13 protein-coding genes are annotated in these 16129 nt (G+C 67.7%); 4 read left to right on the top strand and 9 right to left on the bottom strand.

Annotated features, from left to right (window positions below):
• Window positions 1–16: 16 nt before the first annotated feature.
• Together ACN469_RS04470 and ACN469_RS04465 are read left to right on the top strand one after the other, a co-directional pair.
• On the top strand, window positions 17–688 hold the full coding sequence (locus ACN469_RS04470; protein WP_498764459.1) for an SDR family oxidoreductase: 672 nt from the start codon (window positions 17–19) through the stop codon (window positions 686–688).
• Window positions 688–1464, top strand: coding sequence for an SDR family NAD(P)-dependent oxidoreductase (locus tag ACN469_RS04465; RefSeq protein ID WP_498764457.1), 777 nt, complete (start codon window positions 688–690; stop codon window positions 1462–1464). Before ACN469_RS04470 ends, ACN469_RS04465 begins: the two co-directional genes overlap by 1 nt.
• Window positions 1465–1466: 2 nt before the next feature.
• Here ACN469_RS04465 and hxsC read toward each other — a convergent pair whose 3' ends face one another.
• From hxsC to ACN469_RS04425, 8 genes are read right to left on the bottom strand one after another with little or no spacing between them, the layout of a single operon-like run.
• Complete coding sequence (hxsC, locus tag ACN469_RS04460; RefSeq protein WP_498764455.1) at window positions 1467–2630, bottom strand: His-Xaa-Ser system radical SAM maturase HxsC; 1164 nt, start codon at window positions 2628–2630, stop codon at window positions 1467–1469.
• 3 nt (window positions 2631–2633) lie between these two features.
• Window positions 2634–4076: a His-Xaa-Ser system radical SAM maturase HxsB gene (hxsB, locus tag ACN469_RS04455; RefSeq protein ID WP_498764453.1), complete on the bottom strand. Its 1443-nt coding sequence runs from the start codon at window positions 4074–4076 to the stop codon at window positions 2634–2636.
• A gap of 9 nt (window positions 4077–4085) precedes the next feature.
• On the bottom strand, window positions 4086–4430 hold the full coding sequence (gene hxsD, locus ACN469_RS04450; protein ID WP_498764669.1) for a His-Xaa-Ser system protein HxsD: 345 nt from the start codon (window positions 4428–4430) through the stop codon (window positions 4086–4088).
• A gap of 28 nt (window positions 4431–4458) precedes the next feature.
• Window positions 4459–4986, bottom strand: a complete 528-nt coding sequence (locus ACN469_RS04445) for a hypothetical protein (RefSeq protein ID WP_498764451.1) — start codon at window positions 4984–4986, stop codon at window positions 4459–4461.
• On the bottom strand, window positions 4983–7220 hold the full coding sequence (locus ACN469_RS04440; RefSeq protein WP_498764449.1) for a DnaJ-like cysteine-rich domain-containing protein: 2238 nt from the start codon (window positions 7218–7220) through the stop codon (window positions 4983–4985). Before ACN469_RS04440 ends, ACN469_RS04445 begins: the two co-directional genes overlap by 4 nt.
• 28 nt (window positions 7221–7248) lie before the next feature.
• Complete coding sequence (locus ACN469_RS04435; protein WP_498764447.1) at window positions 7249–9483, bottom strand: DEAD/DEAH box helicase; 2235 nt, start codon at window positions 9481–9483, stop codon at window positions 7249–7251.
• Complete coding sequence (locus tag ACN469_RS04430; protein ID WP_498764445.1) at window positions 9458–10798, bottom strand: ATP-binding protein; 1341 nt, start codon at window positions 10796–10798, stop codon at window positions 9458–9460. Before ACN469_RS04430 ends, ACN469_RS04435 begins: the two co-directional genes overlap by 26 nt.
• Window positions 10795–13302: a tellurite resistance TerB family protein gene (locus ACN469_RS04425; protein WP_498764443.1), complete on the bottom strand. Its 2508-nt coding sequence runs from the start codon at window positions 13300–13302 to the stop codon at window positions 10795–10797. The genes ACN469_RS04430 and ACN469_RS04425 overlap by 4 nt, the downstream gene beginning before the upstream one ends.
• A 328-nt stretch (window positions 13303–13630) precedes the next feature.
• Between ACN469_RS04425 and ACN469_RS04420 the strand changes: the two genes are divergently transcribed.
• Together ACN469_RS04420 and ACN469_RS04415 are read left to right on the top strand one after the other, a co-directional pair.
• Window positions 13631–14623, top strand: coding sequence for a hypothetical protein (locus ACN469_RS04420; RefSeq protein WP_498764442.1), 993 nt, complete (start codon window positions 13631–13633; stop codon window positions 14621–14623).
• Window positions 14620–15000: a hypothetical protein gene (locus tag ACN469_RS04415; RefSeq protein ID WP_498764440.1), complete on the top strand. Its 381-nt coding sequence runs from the start codon at window positions 14620–14622 to the stop codon at window positions 14998–15000. The genes ACN469_RS04420 and ACN469_RS04415 overlap by 4 nt, the downstream gene beginning before the upstream one ends.
• Before the next feature lie 18 nt (window positions 15001–15018).
• Here ACN469_RS04415 and ACN469_RS04410 read toward each other — a convergent pair whose 3' ends face one another.
• On the bottom strand, window positions 15019–15894 hold the full coding sequence (locus tag ACN469_RS04410; protein ID WP_498764438.1) for a tetratricopeptide repeat protein: 876 nt from the start codon (window positions 15892–15894) through the stop codon (window positions 15019–15021).
• Between the last annotated feature and the right edge of the window lie 235 nt (window positions 15895–16129).

Raw genomic sequence — 16129 nt, 5'->3', positions numbered from 1 at the left:
GGGGAGGGCACGGCACGTGAGTGGTCGGAATGTCATCGTCGTCGGAGGTACGGGCGACATCGGCCGGGCCGTCACGCAGAAGCTGCGAGCCGAGGGGCTGCGCGTCCTGTGCGCCGCGAACGACGTGGCGACGGAGAGCGTGGACGCGGTGCACGTGGACGTCACCCGTGAGGACTCCGTGGTGTCGATGTTCGACAAGGCGGAGGCGGGGCTCGGTCCCATCTCCGTCCTGGTCAACTGCTCGGGCGTGGGCGTCTTCAGGCCGCTCGAGGAGCTGACGCTGGAGGATTGGCGGCGGAGCCTCGAGGTGAACCTGACGGGGACGTTCCTGTGCGCGCGGGAGGCGTTCCGGCGGATGAAGTCCCGAGGTGGAGGTCGGCTCATCCACATCGGGTCCGTGAGTGACCACCTGACGTTGCCGATGAACGGGGCCTATGCGGCGTCCAAGCACGGGGTGCGAGGGCTGACGGGAGTCCTGAACGAGGAGGGCAAGGCGCTGGGCATCCGCGCCACGCTCTTGTCGCTGGGCGCGGTCTACACGTCCTTCTGGAGGTCCCGGCCGGAGTTCAGTCCCGAGGACATGCTCTCCGTGGACGACGTGGCGCAGTGCATCTGGGAGATTTCCACCAAGCCGTTGAACGTGCGGGTGGACGAGGTGCGCCTCGTTCCGCCCCGAGGTGTCCTCTGATGGAGACGCAGTCGAAGGCCCCTGTCGCGGTCGTCACCGGGGCCAGTCGTGGAATTGGCGCGGCCATCGCCACGGAGCTGGCGAGGCAGGGGTTCGAGGTGGTGTTGCTGGCGCGGGACGTGGCGCTGCTGGCGCGGCTGGAGGAGCAGCTGACGCGGGCAGGTGGGCGCGTCTGGCCGTTGGCCTGTGACGTCGCGGATGAGGGCGCGGTGCGGGTGGCGATGGAGCGGCTGGAGGCGAAGCTGGGGGTGCCTCGGGTGCTGGTGAACAACGCGGGAGTGGGAGGGCCGTTCCACCGGGTGGACGAGGTGAGCACCGCCGAGTGGGACCAGCTGTTCGGAGTGAATGTGACGGGCGTGCGCAACCTGTGTCACTGGGCGCTGCCGCGCATGAAGGAGCGGGGCTACGGGCGCATCGTGAACATCGCTTCCATCATGGGGCTCTTCGGTGGGGCGCAGTCGTCCACGTATGCGGCGACCAAGCACGCGGTGGTGGGGTACTCGAAGGCCATCGCCGCTGAGTGGGGTGCCTATGGCATCACCTGCAACGCGCTCTGTCCGGGCTACATCGACACGGAGATGTTGGCGAAGGCGGACCCGGCCGTGCGCGCGCGACTGTTGGAGCGAATCCCGGTGAAGCGCTTCGGGACGCCGGAGGAGGTGGCGGGCATGGTGTCCTTCCTCGTCGGGCCCTTCAGTGGCTACGTCAACGGCAGTGCGCTGGTGATGGACGGCGGCCTGTCGGCGCACCTGGCGTCGGACCTGCCCACGTTCTGACTTCAGTCCCGGAACGGCTGGATGCCTCGGCTTCGCTTCAGGACACCTGAAGCGAAGAACCCGCCGCAGTCCTCCCGCCGCGCGCAGCCCTCGCAGTCCTCGGCGTAGACGTTCTTCCAGTCGGAGATGCTCTTTCGCGCGAAGGGATGCAGCTCGGTGGGGAGGGTGCAGAGCTGGTGGTTGTAGATGGACGTGTTGAGCCCCGCGCGGCTCAGCGTCCTGACCGCGTCGGTGAGCTGGGCCTGATAGTCGAGGGGGTCCACCCAGAGCAGGCCGAGGTTCGTCCTGGCGAACCCCATCAGCTCCAGCCCCATCAGCGCGACATGGTCGACGAACAACAGGTTGCGCGTGATGAAGTCCGCGAGCTGGGGCAGGCGCGAGTACGTCTGCGCGTGGACGACACAGCGCAGCTCCACGCGCACGCGGGCGCGCTTGAGGTGGAGGATGCCTCGGAGGGTTTCGTCGAACGCGCCCAGGGCCTGCACGACGTAGTCATGCTCCTCGGGCAGGTCCGAGTAGAGCGGTATCCCCAGCATGAGGTCGGGGTGCTGGACCTTCGCCACCGCGCGCGCCAGCTCGGCGTCCGCGAAGCCGCGCCCGTTGGTCAGGATGTGGACCGACGTCCGTGGCAGATGGCTCTTCATCCGCTCCAGCAGCTCGACGAGGCGCCCCTTGAGCAGGCTCGGCTCGCCGCCCGTGATTCCAAGCTCACGAGTCTCCGGAGAGATGAGCGGGAGCGTCTCCATCAGCTCGTCCACGAGCCAGGAGTCATCCTGTTTGCGCGGTGGCTGGGAGCACATCAGGCAGTTGTTGTCGCAGCGCTCCGTCACCAGGAACGAGTTCGACGGAGACTCGCGGCGGTACAGCGTCGCCAGGGCTCCACGCTCGGGATGGATGCGGACCACATCCCCATCGGCGAGGTAGCGAAGCCCGGGGGCCAGGACGTAGACGTCCTTCAGCTCCGGGCTCACGGCACCTTCCTCCAGCAGGAGGTACCCGCGGAAGCCCGGAGGAAGGCGCTCCAGCGGACGCCGGACGAGGAGAATCTCCTGGTTGCGTGCGAGCGCCGGGGAGTCATGCTGCTCGCGGATGCGGCCGATGAATGGCTCGGGTGAGCGCTCCGAGAGAGGGCGCAGTCCGGTCGATGCGAGGTCCAGTGCCGGCATGACTCAGCGCCACCCCATGAGGATGTCCCGAGCGCGGGAGTCATCTTCGAGCAGTCCGATGAGATGACGGAGCACGCCCATCTGCTTCTTGCAGAACGCGCTGAAGGCCTTGTGGCCGACGGCATCTCCGAGCGTCGCCTGATGGAAGACAGGGTCCGCGCCACAGTAGGGCAGGAAGGCGCAGTCGCTGCACATGGGAGCGCCCTCCGGCATCGTGTCGCTCAGGTGGGCCAGGAGCGTCTCGGACGTCATGATGGACTCGTAGGAGTCGCGGGAGAGGTGCCCGAGCCGGAAGGAGAAGTCGCCCATCTCCGCGAGCATCCGCCCTTCGTCGGAGGCGTACACCGCGCCGTCGTAGTTGTAGACGAGCGCCCCGATGCCGATGCCCGAGGGCGACTGGAGGTCGACATAGGTCGAGCCCCTCGGGGAGAAGAACTTCTGCAACAGGATGGCGGTGAACTCCTCCTGGAGCGGATACCCCTGCTCGTTGATGCGAAGGATGTGCGCGAGCCCTCGCTTGTAGAACTCGACCCAGGCCTCGACGCCGTACTGGCGCGAGGCGCGCTGGCGGACAGCGAAACCGTAGGGGCTGACGTTCCGCAGGAAGATGCCGTGGAAGCCCTGGCGCACGTACTCGTCGATGATGTCCTCGACACGCTCCAGGCTCGCCTGCGTCGTGGTCATCAGGGCGGAGACCGCGTCTGGCCCGAGCGCCTGTCGTGCCCGGCGAATCGCGTCGATGGTCCGTTGATGACTGTCACCGCCACGGACGGGACGCTGGGCGTTGTGCAGGGCCTCGGGTCCGTCCAGGGACGTGGAGAGCAGCACGCCATGCTCCTGGCAGAAGGCCAGCACGTCGTCCGTGAGGCGCGAGAGGTTGCTCGCGATGACGAACTGGAGGTCCCTGCCGTGCACCTGGTTCAGGGCCTTGGCGCGCTCGACGATGTAGCGGATGCGCTCGAAGTGGAGCAGCGGCTCGCCGCCCTGGAACTCGACCTTGAGGGCGGGGGACGGACTGCGGAACATGAAGTCGAGCGCCTGGTCGGCGTGCTCTCGCGACATGTCGAAGTCGAGGCGTCCTTCGGCCTGCCGTGACACCTGACAGTACGGACAGGAGTGGTCGCAGCGCAGGGTGACGACGAAGATGTGCAGCCCGGTGAAGGACGCGAGCTGCTCCGCGCGAGTCCGGTACTTCAGGGCGAGCAGCTCGAGCGCCACGCGCGAGTGCTCATCGAACATGAAGTGCCGGGACTTGAGCGCCTTGTAGGTCTCCCGGTCCGGGGGCAGGGCATGGCTGACGAACTCGACCAGCTCCTCGCGAGGCAGCACCACGTATTCGCCCACGTCGTTCGTCGCGATGTAGCGCGAGCCGTCCAGTGGGCTGAACCGGAAGGGCGCCAGTTGGTATCCCCGCGCGGACTGGTACCTGGAGCGGTCATGGAACATGCGTCGCCCTCAGTCCTTGCGAATCAAGTCGGTGCGAGAGAAGGCCTGGGCGAGAATCAGCGCACGGAGGGCACGCGTCTCGTCGCCCACCTGCTCGCGCAGCTCCTGGTCCAGCAGCTCCTGGAAGAACAGCCGCACGGTCTCCAGCGCGTCCTGCTCGGTGACAGTCGGTCCGAAGACGAAGCGGACGGAGAGCCGGTCCGCCTCGGGCGAGCCGAGCACGGCGGTGCACCGCTCCGCGAAGCGGTAGGCGGACTTCTGTATCGCCGCGAGCCGGTAGACGCGCAGGTCGAGGACGGCTTGAACGGCGCCGTCGCGGAAGGTGAAGGGTGGCTGAGCTTCGGCTTCTTTCATCGTCACGTGTCAGCTCCCAGTCCCACCGCTACCACTCAATCGTGACATCGCCCATCTGCCCCGCGACCAGGTCCACCTCGACGGTGGTGGTGCCGAGGAAACGGTTCTCGATGCGGACCACGTGTTTGCCCGCGGCCAGTCGCATGAGCGACGTCACGTCCTGCCCCGCGGGCTTGTCGTCGACGAAGATGCGTCCCCCTGGAAAGGCGACGAAGGAAACCATCGCGGGCTTGGGAGGTGGAGGGGGTGGCTCCGGCTCTGCGGCGGGGGCGGAGTAGCCGCCGCCGTAGCTCCGGCTCCGGCTGCCGGAGTAGTGGCTGCGATGCGAGGAGTGGGAGCGGTGTGAGCGATGTCCCGCGAGGAGAATCTGCCCGCTGGTGGGTGGGACGACGAGGAGCAGCTCGTCACGCGAGTCCTCTTCGTCGCGTCGTCTCCAGGTGGGCTGCGCGACCTGGAGCTCGATGCCTGGAATGAGCAGGCCCGAAGGCGCCGCGCCGCCGAGCAGTCCCATGAGCGCCGCGCTGACGGACAGCAGACGGGGAGGTTTCGGATTCATGGCTTCACCTCTCCGATGCGCAGCTCCATCAAGTGGGCACCACTCCATCTCGCCACGATGGTCACCCCGCCATCCTTCCACGTGGACTGCGTGGGTGACTTGCCGCCACGAGGCTGCGGTGGCGCGGGCAGCTCGGCGGAGTGCCCCAGGGCCCGTGAGAACAGCTCCTTCGTGGTCACCGCATGTTGCAGTCCATTGAGCGCGCGCGAGGCCTTGTCCGCGCCCACCAGATATGCGCCCGCGCAGCGCCCGTCCTTCAGCGCGCAGTACAGGGAGACGGACTTCGTGGTCGCCATCAGGATGTTCGAGTCGCCGCCGGACGACAGTTGAAGCAGCGCGGTGGCTACGGCGCGCTCGGCGCCGATGAGGGAAATCCGCCCCCGTTCCTCCTGGGTCCACGTGGCGGCTTGTCGTGCGCGCTCCCCCAGGTCCGCATCGGAGGGTGTCTCACCCAGCTCGGTGGCGAGCGAGCGCGTCTTGTCGAGGTAGAGGACCCACTCCAGCGTGGCCACCTTGGGCCGCGGCGTGGGCGACAGTCGCTCGATGAGCGTCGCGCGCACCTGTTCCTGTCGCTGCTCCCGGTTCGACGTGGGCTCGGCGCGAAGCGCGGCGCCCAGGGCCTTCCATTGGCAGGCCTCCGTCGAGCAGGTCTCGAACTCTGTTTCATGGATGCGTGCGGTCAGCTCGCCGACGTCCTTCGAGAAGCTTTGTTCGAGCGCGGGCTTCGCGGTGGTGAGCACCTCCAGGGCGGAGGCGGGCTCCTTGCGTGCGAGGGACTGGAGGACCTGTTGCCGAGTGAGTTCCAGGAGGTGCTGGTCGACCTTCGCCCGCTGCGGAGAACCCGCCTTCATCAAGACGGCATCCTCGGCGACCTCTTTCACGGTCTCCGCGCGGAGCGCATGGGCGAGATGGAGGTCCGTCCATGCTTGCTGGAGAGAGGGGTCGTCGGGCCCGCCGAGCGCGAGCAGTTCCTTATCCGCGTCGTCGAGGCGGCCCTCCGCGATATGGGATTTCGCGGAACTGAGCCAAGGCTCCGAAGCCAGGGCCATGACACCCGCGAGGACCGTGAAGACGGCCGCGCCAATACCCCAGCGGCGAGCCTTCTGCTTCCTGCCCAGGGTCCAGTCCCGGACGAAGTGCTCACCCAGAATCGCGAGCCCACCGAGCGAGACACACAGCGCCACCAGCCAGCCGTTCCAGAAGTAGGAGCCTCGGAGGATGTAGAGGAGCGAAATCCAACCGGCCAGCAGGAGGAGGACGAACCGGGCCGCGAAGACCTTCCGGGCTCTTGCCGCGAACTGTCGGTCCGCGGAGACCGGTGGCGCCAGCATCCTCTGCCCCTCGAAGTGAACTGTCGTGGGGCGCGCATCCTCGATGGAGTAGGAGACTTGCGCGGCAGGCGCCTCGAAGACCTGGAAGAGCTGGCTGGTGATGCGCTCCTGGGTCTTGAGCGCGATTCGGGTCTTCTCCCAGTGCTCCTGGAGCCAATCCTCGGGGAGATGCGGCGCGACCTTCTCCCGCGACAGCGCACCGTTCGCGCTGATTTCTCCCAGGAGCTTCGCGTCCTTCTCCATCTCCACCGTCGTCCACGGCAGGCCGCGCAGCGTCTCGTCCTCCGTCATCACCAGGAAGTCGAAGCGGACCGACTCGACGAACTCGAGCCAACGCTGCTCACGGCCGTGCCCCAGGCATGGCGAGCAGGACACCCGCCCCGAATTGCAGCCGCTACAGGAGACACTGCCCCGCGCGTCACATGACCTGCAGTTCATGAGTCGACGCGAGCCGTTCGATGCGTAACCGTAGGCCTTCCGTGTGCCGTTACAGTTCGAGCAGCGGACCGCCCCAGTTCCGCTACACCTGGAGCAAGGAAGCGAGCCCAGGCCACCGCACGGTGAACAGGCGAGGATGGAGAGGCTGTTTTCACGGAGGCTCGTGCGTGTCTCCGCCCAGGGGTCGACGCTGTCGGCCTTGCGCCTCAACCCCGTGATGGGCGGTGAACCTCGAGCGGCTTCTTCCTTCCACACGACCGTCCGCTCGGTGATGGTCGTGTAGAGCCGGCAGGCCCTCCGCACCTTCGGCTCCACGGAGCGGATGAAGTCCGTCGGACTCGAAGGTGCCACGGGCAGGCGTCGTGCCCATTCGACGAAGGCCTGCGTGGCGGCGTGCTTGATGGCCGCCGCGTCTTCGGGAGGCGTCGGGTCGACGGCCTGGGACTCGTGAGAAGGAAGACTCATGGGCGACAAGGCCTCTTCAGGGAGAGCGTCACTGCAACACCCGCTGCGCCGCGCGCCACGCACCTTGGACATCCAGGTACCGAGCCGCGTAGTCACGCGCGAGCAGGTCCTCCGGCACGAAGCCGTCATGCTTTTCGAGCGCCATGTTGGCCACGTGGGTCGTGAGGGCTTCGGCCCGAGGAGGCCCCTCCGCCACGAGCCCACGCAGGGCGCCTTCCACGTCTGACTGCATCCCCTCCACGCTCAAGACAGCCCCCAGCGTCTGCACCGACAGTCCTCGCGCCTGGAGTGACAGCGCCAGGGTGTGCACCACCGCGTCGCCGGCCCAGGGGAAGACATGGACCTCCCGACCCGAGGTGACGATGGAGCGCTCGGCGAGCCCCCATCGCTGGAAGTTCGCCCGAGCCTCCGCCAGCAGCTCTTGCGCGCGCGCATCCAGGTATCGAGGAACACCGTCACTGGCATAGACAGTGCGCATCTGCTCCCGGACGCGGTCGTGCACACCGCCCACGCTGGCGGGCTCGAACATGGGGACGCGACCCGAGGGTGCGGGCTCCAGCTCCACGACCTTCTCGTCGGCCTGAACGGCGAGCACGCGCCACCGTCGTCCGCCGAAGATGAGGTACGTGCCGACGAAGAGCGGCTGGTCGATGGGCATCGTGCCCAGCGTGCGTCCCGAGGCCACCAGCCGGAACTCCTCCACCGAGGCGAAGGCCGCATAGAAGCTGTAGTGGTTGACGAGCCGCTCTCCTATCCGCCCCAGGAGCAACGTTCCATCCGAGGACTGCGAGAGCAGCTCCCGCTGTCCCAGGCCCCGCAGGAAGTGCACGAAGTCCTCGCGAGACACCCGCGCGAAGGGACCGCCCTGGCACAGCGCGGAGAAGGCCTCGCCCGCCTTGACGCCGCCATGCTGGGCGATGAGCGAGAGCAGCTGCTGGACCAGCGTGGAGAAGTGGAAGGCGCCCGAGGCGGGAGGCTCGAACCAGTTCGTCAGCAGCAGCTCGAGCATGGCCACCGACTGGAGCAGACGCACTCGGAGCTGGTCTGTCAGGGGACTGGTGCTCGTCAGCTCCGCTTCCTGGAGATACAGGCGGAGCACGGCGGGCCCGCCCTTGCGTCCGCTGCGTCCCAGGCGCTGACGAAGGCTGGCCACCGAGGGAGGAACGCCCACCTGGGCGATGCTCTGCACGGCGCCCACGTCGATGCCCATCTCCAGCGTGGTGGTGCACACCAGGGTGACGGGACGCTGCTTCGCCTTGAGCGCGGCCTCTGCTTCCTCTCGCAGCTCCTTGGAGAGGTTGCCGTGGTGGGGAAAGAACTCGTTGGGCAACTGGGCCTGTTCGCACATGCGGCGCAGGAGGTCCGCGTAGAGCTCCACGTTCCTGCGACTGTTGGCGAACACGAGGTTGTGGGTCCCTCGCAGCGTCTTGAAAAGGTGCGCCCCCACGTCGTGTTCATCCTCGGGCAGCCCTTCTTCGGACTCCTCGTCAGCTCCCGAGGCCAGACGCCGAACATCAGGCGCCCGCGTGCGATAGCCCCGCAGCTGGAGGAGCAGCTCTCCACCGCCGGAGTCGGCGTTGCACAGCTTGACCTGCTCGCCAGCTCCAGGCCGGAGGAACTCCGCGGCCAGGGACATATCGCCGAGCGTGGCGCTGAGGCCCACGCGCGGCACGTTGCGACGCAGGGTCAGCTCGACACGATGCAGGAGCGACCGGAGCTGGCATCCCCGTTCAGTGCCGATGAAGGCATGCAGCTCGTCGATGACGATGTGCTCCAGCCCGGAGAACAGGCTGGCCAGCGCGGAGCCCTGTCGGATGAAGAGGGCTTCGAGCGACTCGGGAGTGATGAGGAGGATTCCCGCTGGGGACTTGAGCAGCCGCGACTTGTGGCCCTGGGACACGTCGCCGTGCCAGCGGTGCACGGGAATCCCCAAGCCCTCGCAGAGTCCGTCGAGTCGCTCGAACTGGTCGTTGATGAGGGCCTTGAGCGGGCCGATGTAGATGGTGCGCACGCTGCCGCCGGAGTCCTCCGCGAGCCGGCTGCAGATGGGCAGGAACGCGGCCTCCGTCTTGCCGCTGGCCGTCGACGCCGAGAGGATGACGTCTTGCGTCCCCTCGATGATGGGAGCAATCGCGGCCTCCTGGATGCCGCGCAGCTCCTTCCACCCCTGGCTCCACACCCAGCGCCGCACCTTGGGGTGCAGTCGGTGGAAGGAGCCCGACGCGGAGCCGTTCGGGTCAGAGCTTGAAGGATGCGAGCTCATCATCCGCTCCGGCCGTCATGCTTCCCGCCTCCGCCTCGACGAGGGGGGCCAGGTCCGGGTTGACGTCCGTGGCGAGCTGCACGCCTCCGAGCAGTTCCTTCCAGTCCGCGGTCGGATTCTGTTCAAGGACGGCCAGCAGGTTGATGAAGGCCGTCACGGTGCTCCGGGGCGTGCGGAAGTATGCCTCGCCGATGCGCTCGGAGCAGTGGGTCATGAAGCCCTGGAGTCCCTCGTCGGGCAGGCGCTGCGCGGACGTGTCGCCTACGGAGTAGACGTGCCGCAGCTTGGTGAGCAGGACGTACAGGTCCTCGGGGGTGAGGTTGGCCAGCCGGAGCACCGGTGAGCTGTAGTCGACGAGGTTGCCCACGGCGAAGGTGTTCTGCGCCAGTCGCGACTGGAGGGCCTCGTAGCTGTAGAGGCCCTTGCGGGTGTCCATGAGGAACTCGGGCGTTCCTCCCAGGATGAAGCCCAGGCCCTCGGCGGTGCCCTGGAGACAGTCATTGAGGATGCGGAGGATCTGCTCGTAGTTGGAGGCGCGGGCCTTGGTGTTGGCCATCTTGTAGAGATTGACCAGCTCATCCAGGCACACCATCAGGCCGTCGTAGCCGGACAGCCGGACGAACCGACCCAGGAGCTTCAACTGGTCGTAGACATCCGCGTCGTCGATGATGGTGCGGACGCCCAGCGCCTTGCGTGCATCGGTGCGCGTGGAGAACTCGCCGCGCAGCCACTTCACGGCGTCGGCCTTGAGCACCTCGTTCCCGCTGTCATGGCCGCGCCAGTAGGCGGCGATGACCTCCGCGAAGTCGTAGCCGCCCACCAGCTCCGAGAGCGCGGCAAGCTTCTCCCGGATGACGGCCTCGGGGTTCAGGTTCCGGCTCTTCGCGTCAGTGAGGGCGCTGGAGACGAAGCGCTCCACGACGCTGGCGAGCGCGCCACCCTCGGGCTTGGCCCGGGTGGCCAGGTTGCGCATCAACTCCGCGTAGAGGCTGCGAGCCTTCCCATCCGTCGCGTGCAAGCGCCGGTCGGGGTTGAGGTCCGCGTGCAGCGTGACGAGGCGCTTCTCCAGGGCGATGGAGCGGATGAGGTTGAGGAAGAACGTCTTGCCGGAGCCGTACTCGCCGATGACGAAGCGGATGGCGCTTCCACCCTCGGCGATGCGCTCTACGTCACGGACGAGGGCCCGGACCTCCTCGACGCGTCCCACCTGGATGTGCTGCTGTCCCACGCGAGGCACGACGCCCGCGCGCAGCGACTGGACGATGGCGTCCCGGTCCTTCGGCCTGATGCGTCCCTGGGGTGTCGCGTCCGTCATGACATCATCTCCCGTGCTGCCTGCTCATTGAGCTGAAGTGTGTCGTCGCCTTCGAGGACAGGCTCGCCGCACACCTCGAAGGCCGCGTCGTTGATGACCTCCAGGGCGCCGTCCGTGAGCAGGCCGAGCCCACCGGCGAGCTTCTCCACGTCGGAGCGAGGCCACTCCGTCTTCGCGACGAGGGCTCGCAGCAGGGAGGAGTGGAGGGAGTCCAGACCCGCGACGCCGGCTTCCACGGGGGCTTGTGTCGTCGGAGCGACGGGCGGCGGCGCTTCCTCTTCGGCGAAGATGCTGCCCAGGAGGCTGGAGACGGCGGCGGTCTCAGCGAGCTTCGCCTGCACGCTGCGCATGTCGAGCGCCAGTCGCTCTCCCTTCTCGGGAGGAGGCGCGGGGATGGCGAAGCCCTTCTCGGGCGCTCCGGCGAGCCGCATGGAGACGGGCTCCGTCGCGGCGGTGGGCCGCGTCGCCGAGGCGGCGTGGACGCGGGAGTAGACGCTGGCCTCGTCGAGTCCCAGCATGGCGTAGAGCTTCGACAGCGTCTTGAGCTCCTGGGGCGACACGTTGCCGTCCGCCATGGCGACTTCAATCAAGAGGTTGCCCAGCGAGGTGCGGGCCTCGGGTGCGAGCGCTTCGACGCGCTTCTTGTGGCCCGCGCTGGAGGCCGGCCTCGCGAGGAGCCACGCGATATGTGCCTTGAGGCGGGTCTTCTCCGAGGCGAGCAGTCCCTGGGCCGCTTCCACCAGGGCCACCATGCGAGTGGTCTCGTCCGTGGAGACGGTTCCATCCGCGGTCGCCACGGCGGCGGCGAGGTGGAGCATCGCGAGCGCTGACAGGTAGTCACCGGAGGGCGCGGTCGGTGACTCCGGGGGCAGCGTGAAGAGGTGGGCGGACTCCTCGAGGGCGAGCACGGCGCCACCCATGCGAGGGTCGGGCTCCATGCCGTAGCCCAGCTTCTCCAGGGCCTGGGCCAGTCCCACGGCCTCGGACTTGGAGAGCTTGCCGGAGGTCGCGGTGGGCCAGTGCGCGAGGAGGGAGGCGGCGGCCACGGGCGCGGAGACGTTGCTCCCGAGCGATTGCTGCAACAGCGCGCGGAGCGCCTGCACGTCCGAGCCACCTTGCACCGTGGTCGCCAGCTCGGGGGGAAGCAGGGCCAGGGCGCTCATGCTGTTGCGCGCGTCGGGATTCTTTCCCACCCAGCGGCTGTAGGACTCGAGCGACTCGCAGCAGTCCTCGATGAGCGCGCGCACGGGCTTGAGCGATGTCTCGGAGGCGTTGGTGACGGAGGCCGACGCCAGGCGCACCATTCCTCCGAAGGACGCGCTCGCGGGCTCGTAGCGGGCGTCCACCTGGGTCTTCGTGGCACGAGGGACGATGCCCGCGCCGTGGTCTCGTTGGTAGCGCGCGCGGAACAGGGCCTGGAACTCCTCGGGGCAGCGTGTGGCGGGAGTGCGCAATCGCGAGTCACTCGCCTCCACGGCCCAGGCGAGTGCCCAGTCTGCGGGAAGTGGCAGGCCCTTGGACGCCGCGGTGCCCACGGCCATGCGCACGTCGAACGAGGCCGCGCCCGCATGGCGCAAGGAGAACTGGGGCGCCTCCTTCAGCAGTCCGTCTTCTCCGGCGCGGCGCACGCGCAGCACGTCGAGGAAGGCGGAGGCATAGCCACGGAAGGAGCTGTTCTCCTCGTGGACCCTGAGCAGGGCTTGGACTTCATCCTCGATGAGGCGGGCCTCGGTGGCGGCCGTTGCGTCCGTACCCAGCTCGATGAGTGCTCGACGTTCCAGTCCGTAGAAGAAGAGGAAGACATAGCCGATGTAGGCGTTGGGATTGCGACGTCCACTCGCGAGCCACTCCAGATAACCCGCGCGGGAAGCGGGAGAGATGTCCGAGTACGAGGGCCAGTACCGCATGCCCTGTCCATCGCGGTTGGGCCGAGAGGCCACTTCGAGACTCGGGTTGATGAGTGAGGGCTCGGTGCCCGGGGCATTCACGGCGCGCAGCCGCGAGCCCACGTAGACCATTCCGTCCTTCAGCTTGTAGCCAGCGACCTCGATGGACTGTCCTGGTGGAATCCAGCCGGTCTTGGGAGGGGTGGGTGGCCACAGCGTGGGACCGGGGGCCGCCTGTGTCGCGACGGGTGGCACGGTCGCCACGGGAGGAGCGGGCTCGACGCGCGGTGCGGGCTCGACTGGCTCCACGGCCGGAGCGGAGGCTGTCATCGTGAAGGCCGCGGGCGCGGGAGTCACAGGGGGTGGAGGCGCGAGACGCGGTGCCACCGGCCGCGGCTCATCCGGGATGCGGACCATGAGCCCTGGGGAGACCCTGGGCGCGCTCACGGTGTCGAATCGCAGCGCGATGGTGGAGTCAGGTGGGGCAGCGCGAGGGACGGGAGCGGGAACGCGAGCAGGCGCGACGATGGCGCCTGATAGTTGCGCGGCATTCCAGCGCTTGTTGAAATTGTTGAGCCAGACAGCGCCGCCCCACACCCCCAGACCCACGACGACCATCCAGCACAGCGTTCCCCCGGCCCCGTCTGACTGAGCGGCGGCAACCAGGGTCGGCAGCGCCCGCATCCATACGTCCATTGTGTCGCTCCCCGCCGGGCGCTGAAGGACGGCTACCTCACACGTCTGACTGTACCAGCCCGGGTCAGGGTAATGGGATGCAGGCGCGCGCGGGAGGGAAAAGGCTCAAAGGCTCATCACCCCGGAGAGGTATTCCCATCGGGGCGGTCATGACCCATCGTGGGTCGGACAAGGGTGTGCCTGAAGTCTGCCGCCCTTGATTGACAGACTTCGTTGGACAGGCCCAGCTCACGCACTCAGGAGGTATGTGATGCCGCTTCCGCTCATTCCCGCCGCGCTTCTGCTTGCTGGTCTCTTTGGCTATGGCGCCAAGAAAAGCTACGACGGCCTCGACAGCATGAAGGACGCCAAGGACATCGGCGAGGAGGCGCAGGCACGACATGAAGCCGCGGTTCAGCGGGTGGAGGGTGCGCGTGGCGTGCTGCAACGTCAGCTGGATGCCCTGGCCGCTCAGCGAGATGGTGTTGTCACCACGACCTTCCGTCGTCTCTTCGACTTCCTCGAGCAGTTGAATCAAAAGGCCCGCATCGAGGCGTTGGAGCACCTGGGACGCGTGGGGGTGAGTCGGGAAGCCGTCCGCGAGTTCGCCGTGCAATATCTCGAAGCGGGCGGCACGCTGTCGGGCTCGGTCGCGGCGGCCGTCACGGGCGCGGGAGCCAGCGCCCTGACCACGGGGTTGGTCACCAGCTTCGCCACGGCTGGAACGGGCGCCGCGTTGTCGGGGCTGACTGGCGCCGCGGCGAACAGCGCCCTGCTGGCGTGGCTTGGCGGTGGCTCTCTTGCGGCGGGCGGCTGGGGCGTTGCTGGAGGCACGGCGATCCTCGGAGGCATCGCGGTGGCCCCCGCGATGGCCGTCGTTGGTTTCGTCATGGCCCATCAAGGGGAGAAGGCCAGAACGAAGGCCCTGGCCTATGCGGAGGAGGTCGATGAACAGGTCGCGCGCATCGATGCGGCCATCGCGCTGCTGGAGCGGGCGGGAGTGCGCGTGGACGAGCTGAGCGGTGTTCTCGGCGCGCTCGACCAGCGAGCGGGTCGGGCCATCGACTCCCTCTGGGAGTTGGCGGAGCGTTTCGACACCGAGAACGATGGGCATCTGGCTCGGTTCGCCACCGCGATGCAGTTGGTGAAGGCGGAGAGTGAACTGATGCGGGTGCCGCTCTTCGCCGAAGGCGGAGACCTCAACAACCAGCTGGAGGTCCTGCTGGAGCAGTCTCGCGGCCTTCTTCAGAGGGAGACGACATGAGCGTGAAGGTGGTCTTGAACCTGAAGGACGTGCTGACCGGCCTCAAGGTGGTGGCCGAGTGCGTGCGCGACATCGAGAAGGAGCGCACGGAACAGACTCGGCTGCGTGAAGAGTCCCGAGTGAATGTCGAGCACATCCACGCGATGCGTGACGTGCTCCTGGACTACCTGGACCGCAGCTTCGACGAGCGTCGGGAGAACTTTCGACAACTCTTCGAGCGCCTGGATGGAGCCATCGCCAGCGACAATGTGCGGATGGCGGCGGTGGTCCTGGACTCCGTCGTGAAGCTGGCCGATGCCTCGCCCTTCAAGGCGCTGCGGGATGTGGCGGCGACTCGTGTCGCGCTCGGGAAGCCGGGGACGGAGTGGAAGTTCTAGGAGGCGCCGCTTCGCCCTCTACGCGGCGACAGTCGTCAGGCCTCTGCGCTCCATGAAGGCGCGCAGCTCCGGCCACCGCGCGGACAGGGCCTCGAAGTCCTCGGGGCGCCCGAGCCGTGCGGCGGACAGGGTGGCGTCGATGTCCACTGCATGAGTGGTCGGGTCCACGGCATCCAGGGCGAAGGCCTTGAGGAGCTTGAGTCGGCGGGCATCACGTCCCGCGAGAGCGTCCGCCTCGCCCCCTCGGGCTGCGAGCACCGCCAACGCGGCGCTAGGCTGTCCCTCGCGGCAGAGCAGCGCGACCTCGGGCAGCAACGCGAACGAAAGGGGCAGCTTCCCAGCCCGCTTGCGCCCTTCCTCCAGCCATTCACGTGCTGGAGACAGCTCTCCCTGGAGGAAGTAGGCGAGGGCAATCAGATTGGGCAGCCATTGGTGAGCGGCCGGAACGAACCTGCGCAACGCACCGGAGTGCTCCGCGGAGCCGAAGAGCTCGAGCGCGCGTGTGGCCTCCCCGAGTGTCAACAGGGACAGTCCGGCCATGGCGACGGAGACGGCCCTCTGGGAGCCCACGGTGCTTCGGCGTGCAGCCTCCTCGTAGCAGCGGGCTGCTTCTCGTTCGTCACCCGCGCCCGAGTAGGAGACTCCCTGGTGATAGGTGAGGCCCCACTTGCGGATGCGCCAGAAGAAGAAGGCGAACAGCACGAGGAACAGCGAGCCACCGCCGATGATGAGCACCGGAGGCGTCATGTGCTCGCGCAGCGCACTGACGAGGGACCTGGCGTTGTAGGAGATGACGAAGACGACGACGAGAAACAGCCACAGGCCTCCCCATTGCACCGAGAAGAAGGAAAAGGGTCGGAGATGGCGCTCTTTGGGGAGGGGAAGCGGAGTCACGGGGCTCACCGGGTGAAAGTCGAGGCGGCCTCGTAGCGTGACTGCGACCTGGAATGCCACCAACTCGAGGTGGCAACGGCTCGCGGACGAGTCCCGGGCGGATGTCTGGGGTTTGCTTGGGCAGGTGGCTCGCGAAGGGCTTTTGAATCCTCGTGCCGATATGCGGGCAGCGAGGCGCCAGGCTGCCTGCCCATCGTGCTTCGGGGCTGGGGGCCCGAGTGCCCCGGGTTCTCGG

This window comes from Corallococcus terminator (assembly GCF_049194865.1).
Classification (GTDB): domain Bacteria; phylum Myxococcota; class Myxococcia; order Myxococcales; family Myxococcaceae; genus Myxococcus; species Myxococcus terminator_A.
Note: the sequence above shows the minus strand (reverse complement) of the source record. Positions and strands in the feature narration are given on the sequence as shown.

What these genes read in the sequence shown, in the direction of transcription:
- ACN469_RS04465 (WP_498764457.1), top strand. Translation starts at nt 688, where the DNA reads ATGGAGACGCAGTCGAAGGCCCCTGTCGCGGTCGTCACCGGGGCCAGT.
- hxsC (WP_498764455.1), bottom strand. Translation starts at nt 2,630, where the DNA reads ATGCCGGCACTGGACCTCGCATCGACCGGACTGCGCCCTCTCTCGGAG.
- hxsB (WP_498764453.1), bottom strand. Translation starts at nt 4,076, where the DNA reads ATGTTCCATGACCGCTCCAGGTACCAGTCCGCGCGGGGATACCAACTG.
- hxsD (WP_498764669.1), bottom strand. Translation starts at nt 4,430, where the DNA reads ATGAAAGAAGCCGAAGCTCAGCCACCCTTCACCTTCCGCGACGGCGCC.
- ACN469_RS04445 (WP_498764451.1), bottom strand. Translation starts at nt 4,986, where the DNA reads ATGAATCCGAAACCTCCCCGTCTGCTGTCCGTCAGCGCGGCGCTCATG.
- ACN469_RS04440 (WP_498764449.1), bottom strand. Translation starts at nt 7,220, where the DNA reads ATGAGTCTTCCTTCTCACGAGTCCCAGGCCGTCGACCCGACGCCTCCC.
- ACN469_RS04435 (WP_498764447.1), bottom strand. Translation starts at nt 9,483, where the DNA reads ATGAGCTCGCATCCTTCAAGCTCTGACCCGAACGGCTCCGCGTCGGGC.
- ACN469_RS04430 (WP_498764445.1), bottom strand. Translation starts at nt 10,798, where the DNA reads ATGACGGACGCGACACCCCAGGGACGCATCAGGCCGAAGGACCGGGAC.
- ACN469_RS04425 (WP_498764443.1), bottom strand. Translation starts at nt 13,302, where the DNA reads ATGGTCGTCGTGGGTCTGGGGGTGTGGGGCGGCGCTGTCTGGCTCAAC.
- ACN469_RS04420 (WP_498764442.1), top strand. Translation starts at nt 13,631, where the DNA reads ATGCCGCTTCCGCTCATTCCCGCCGCGCTTCTGCTTGCTGGTCTCTTT.
- ACN469_RS04415 (WP_498764440.1), top strand. Translation starts at nt 14,620, where the DNA reads ATGAGCGTGAAGGTGGTCTTGAACCTGAAGGACGTGCTGACCGGCCTC.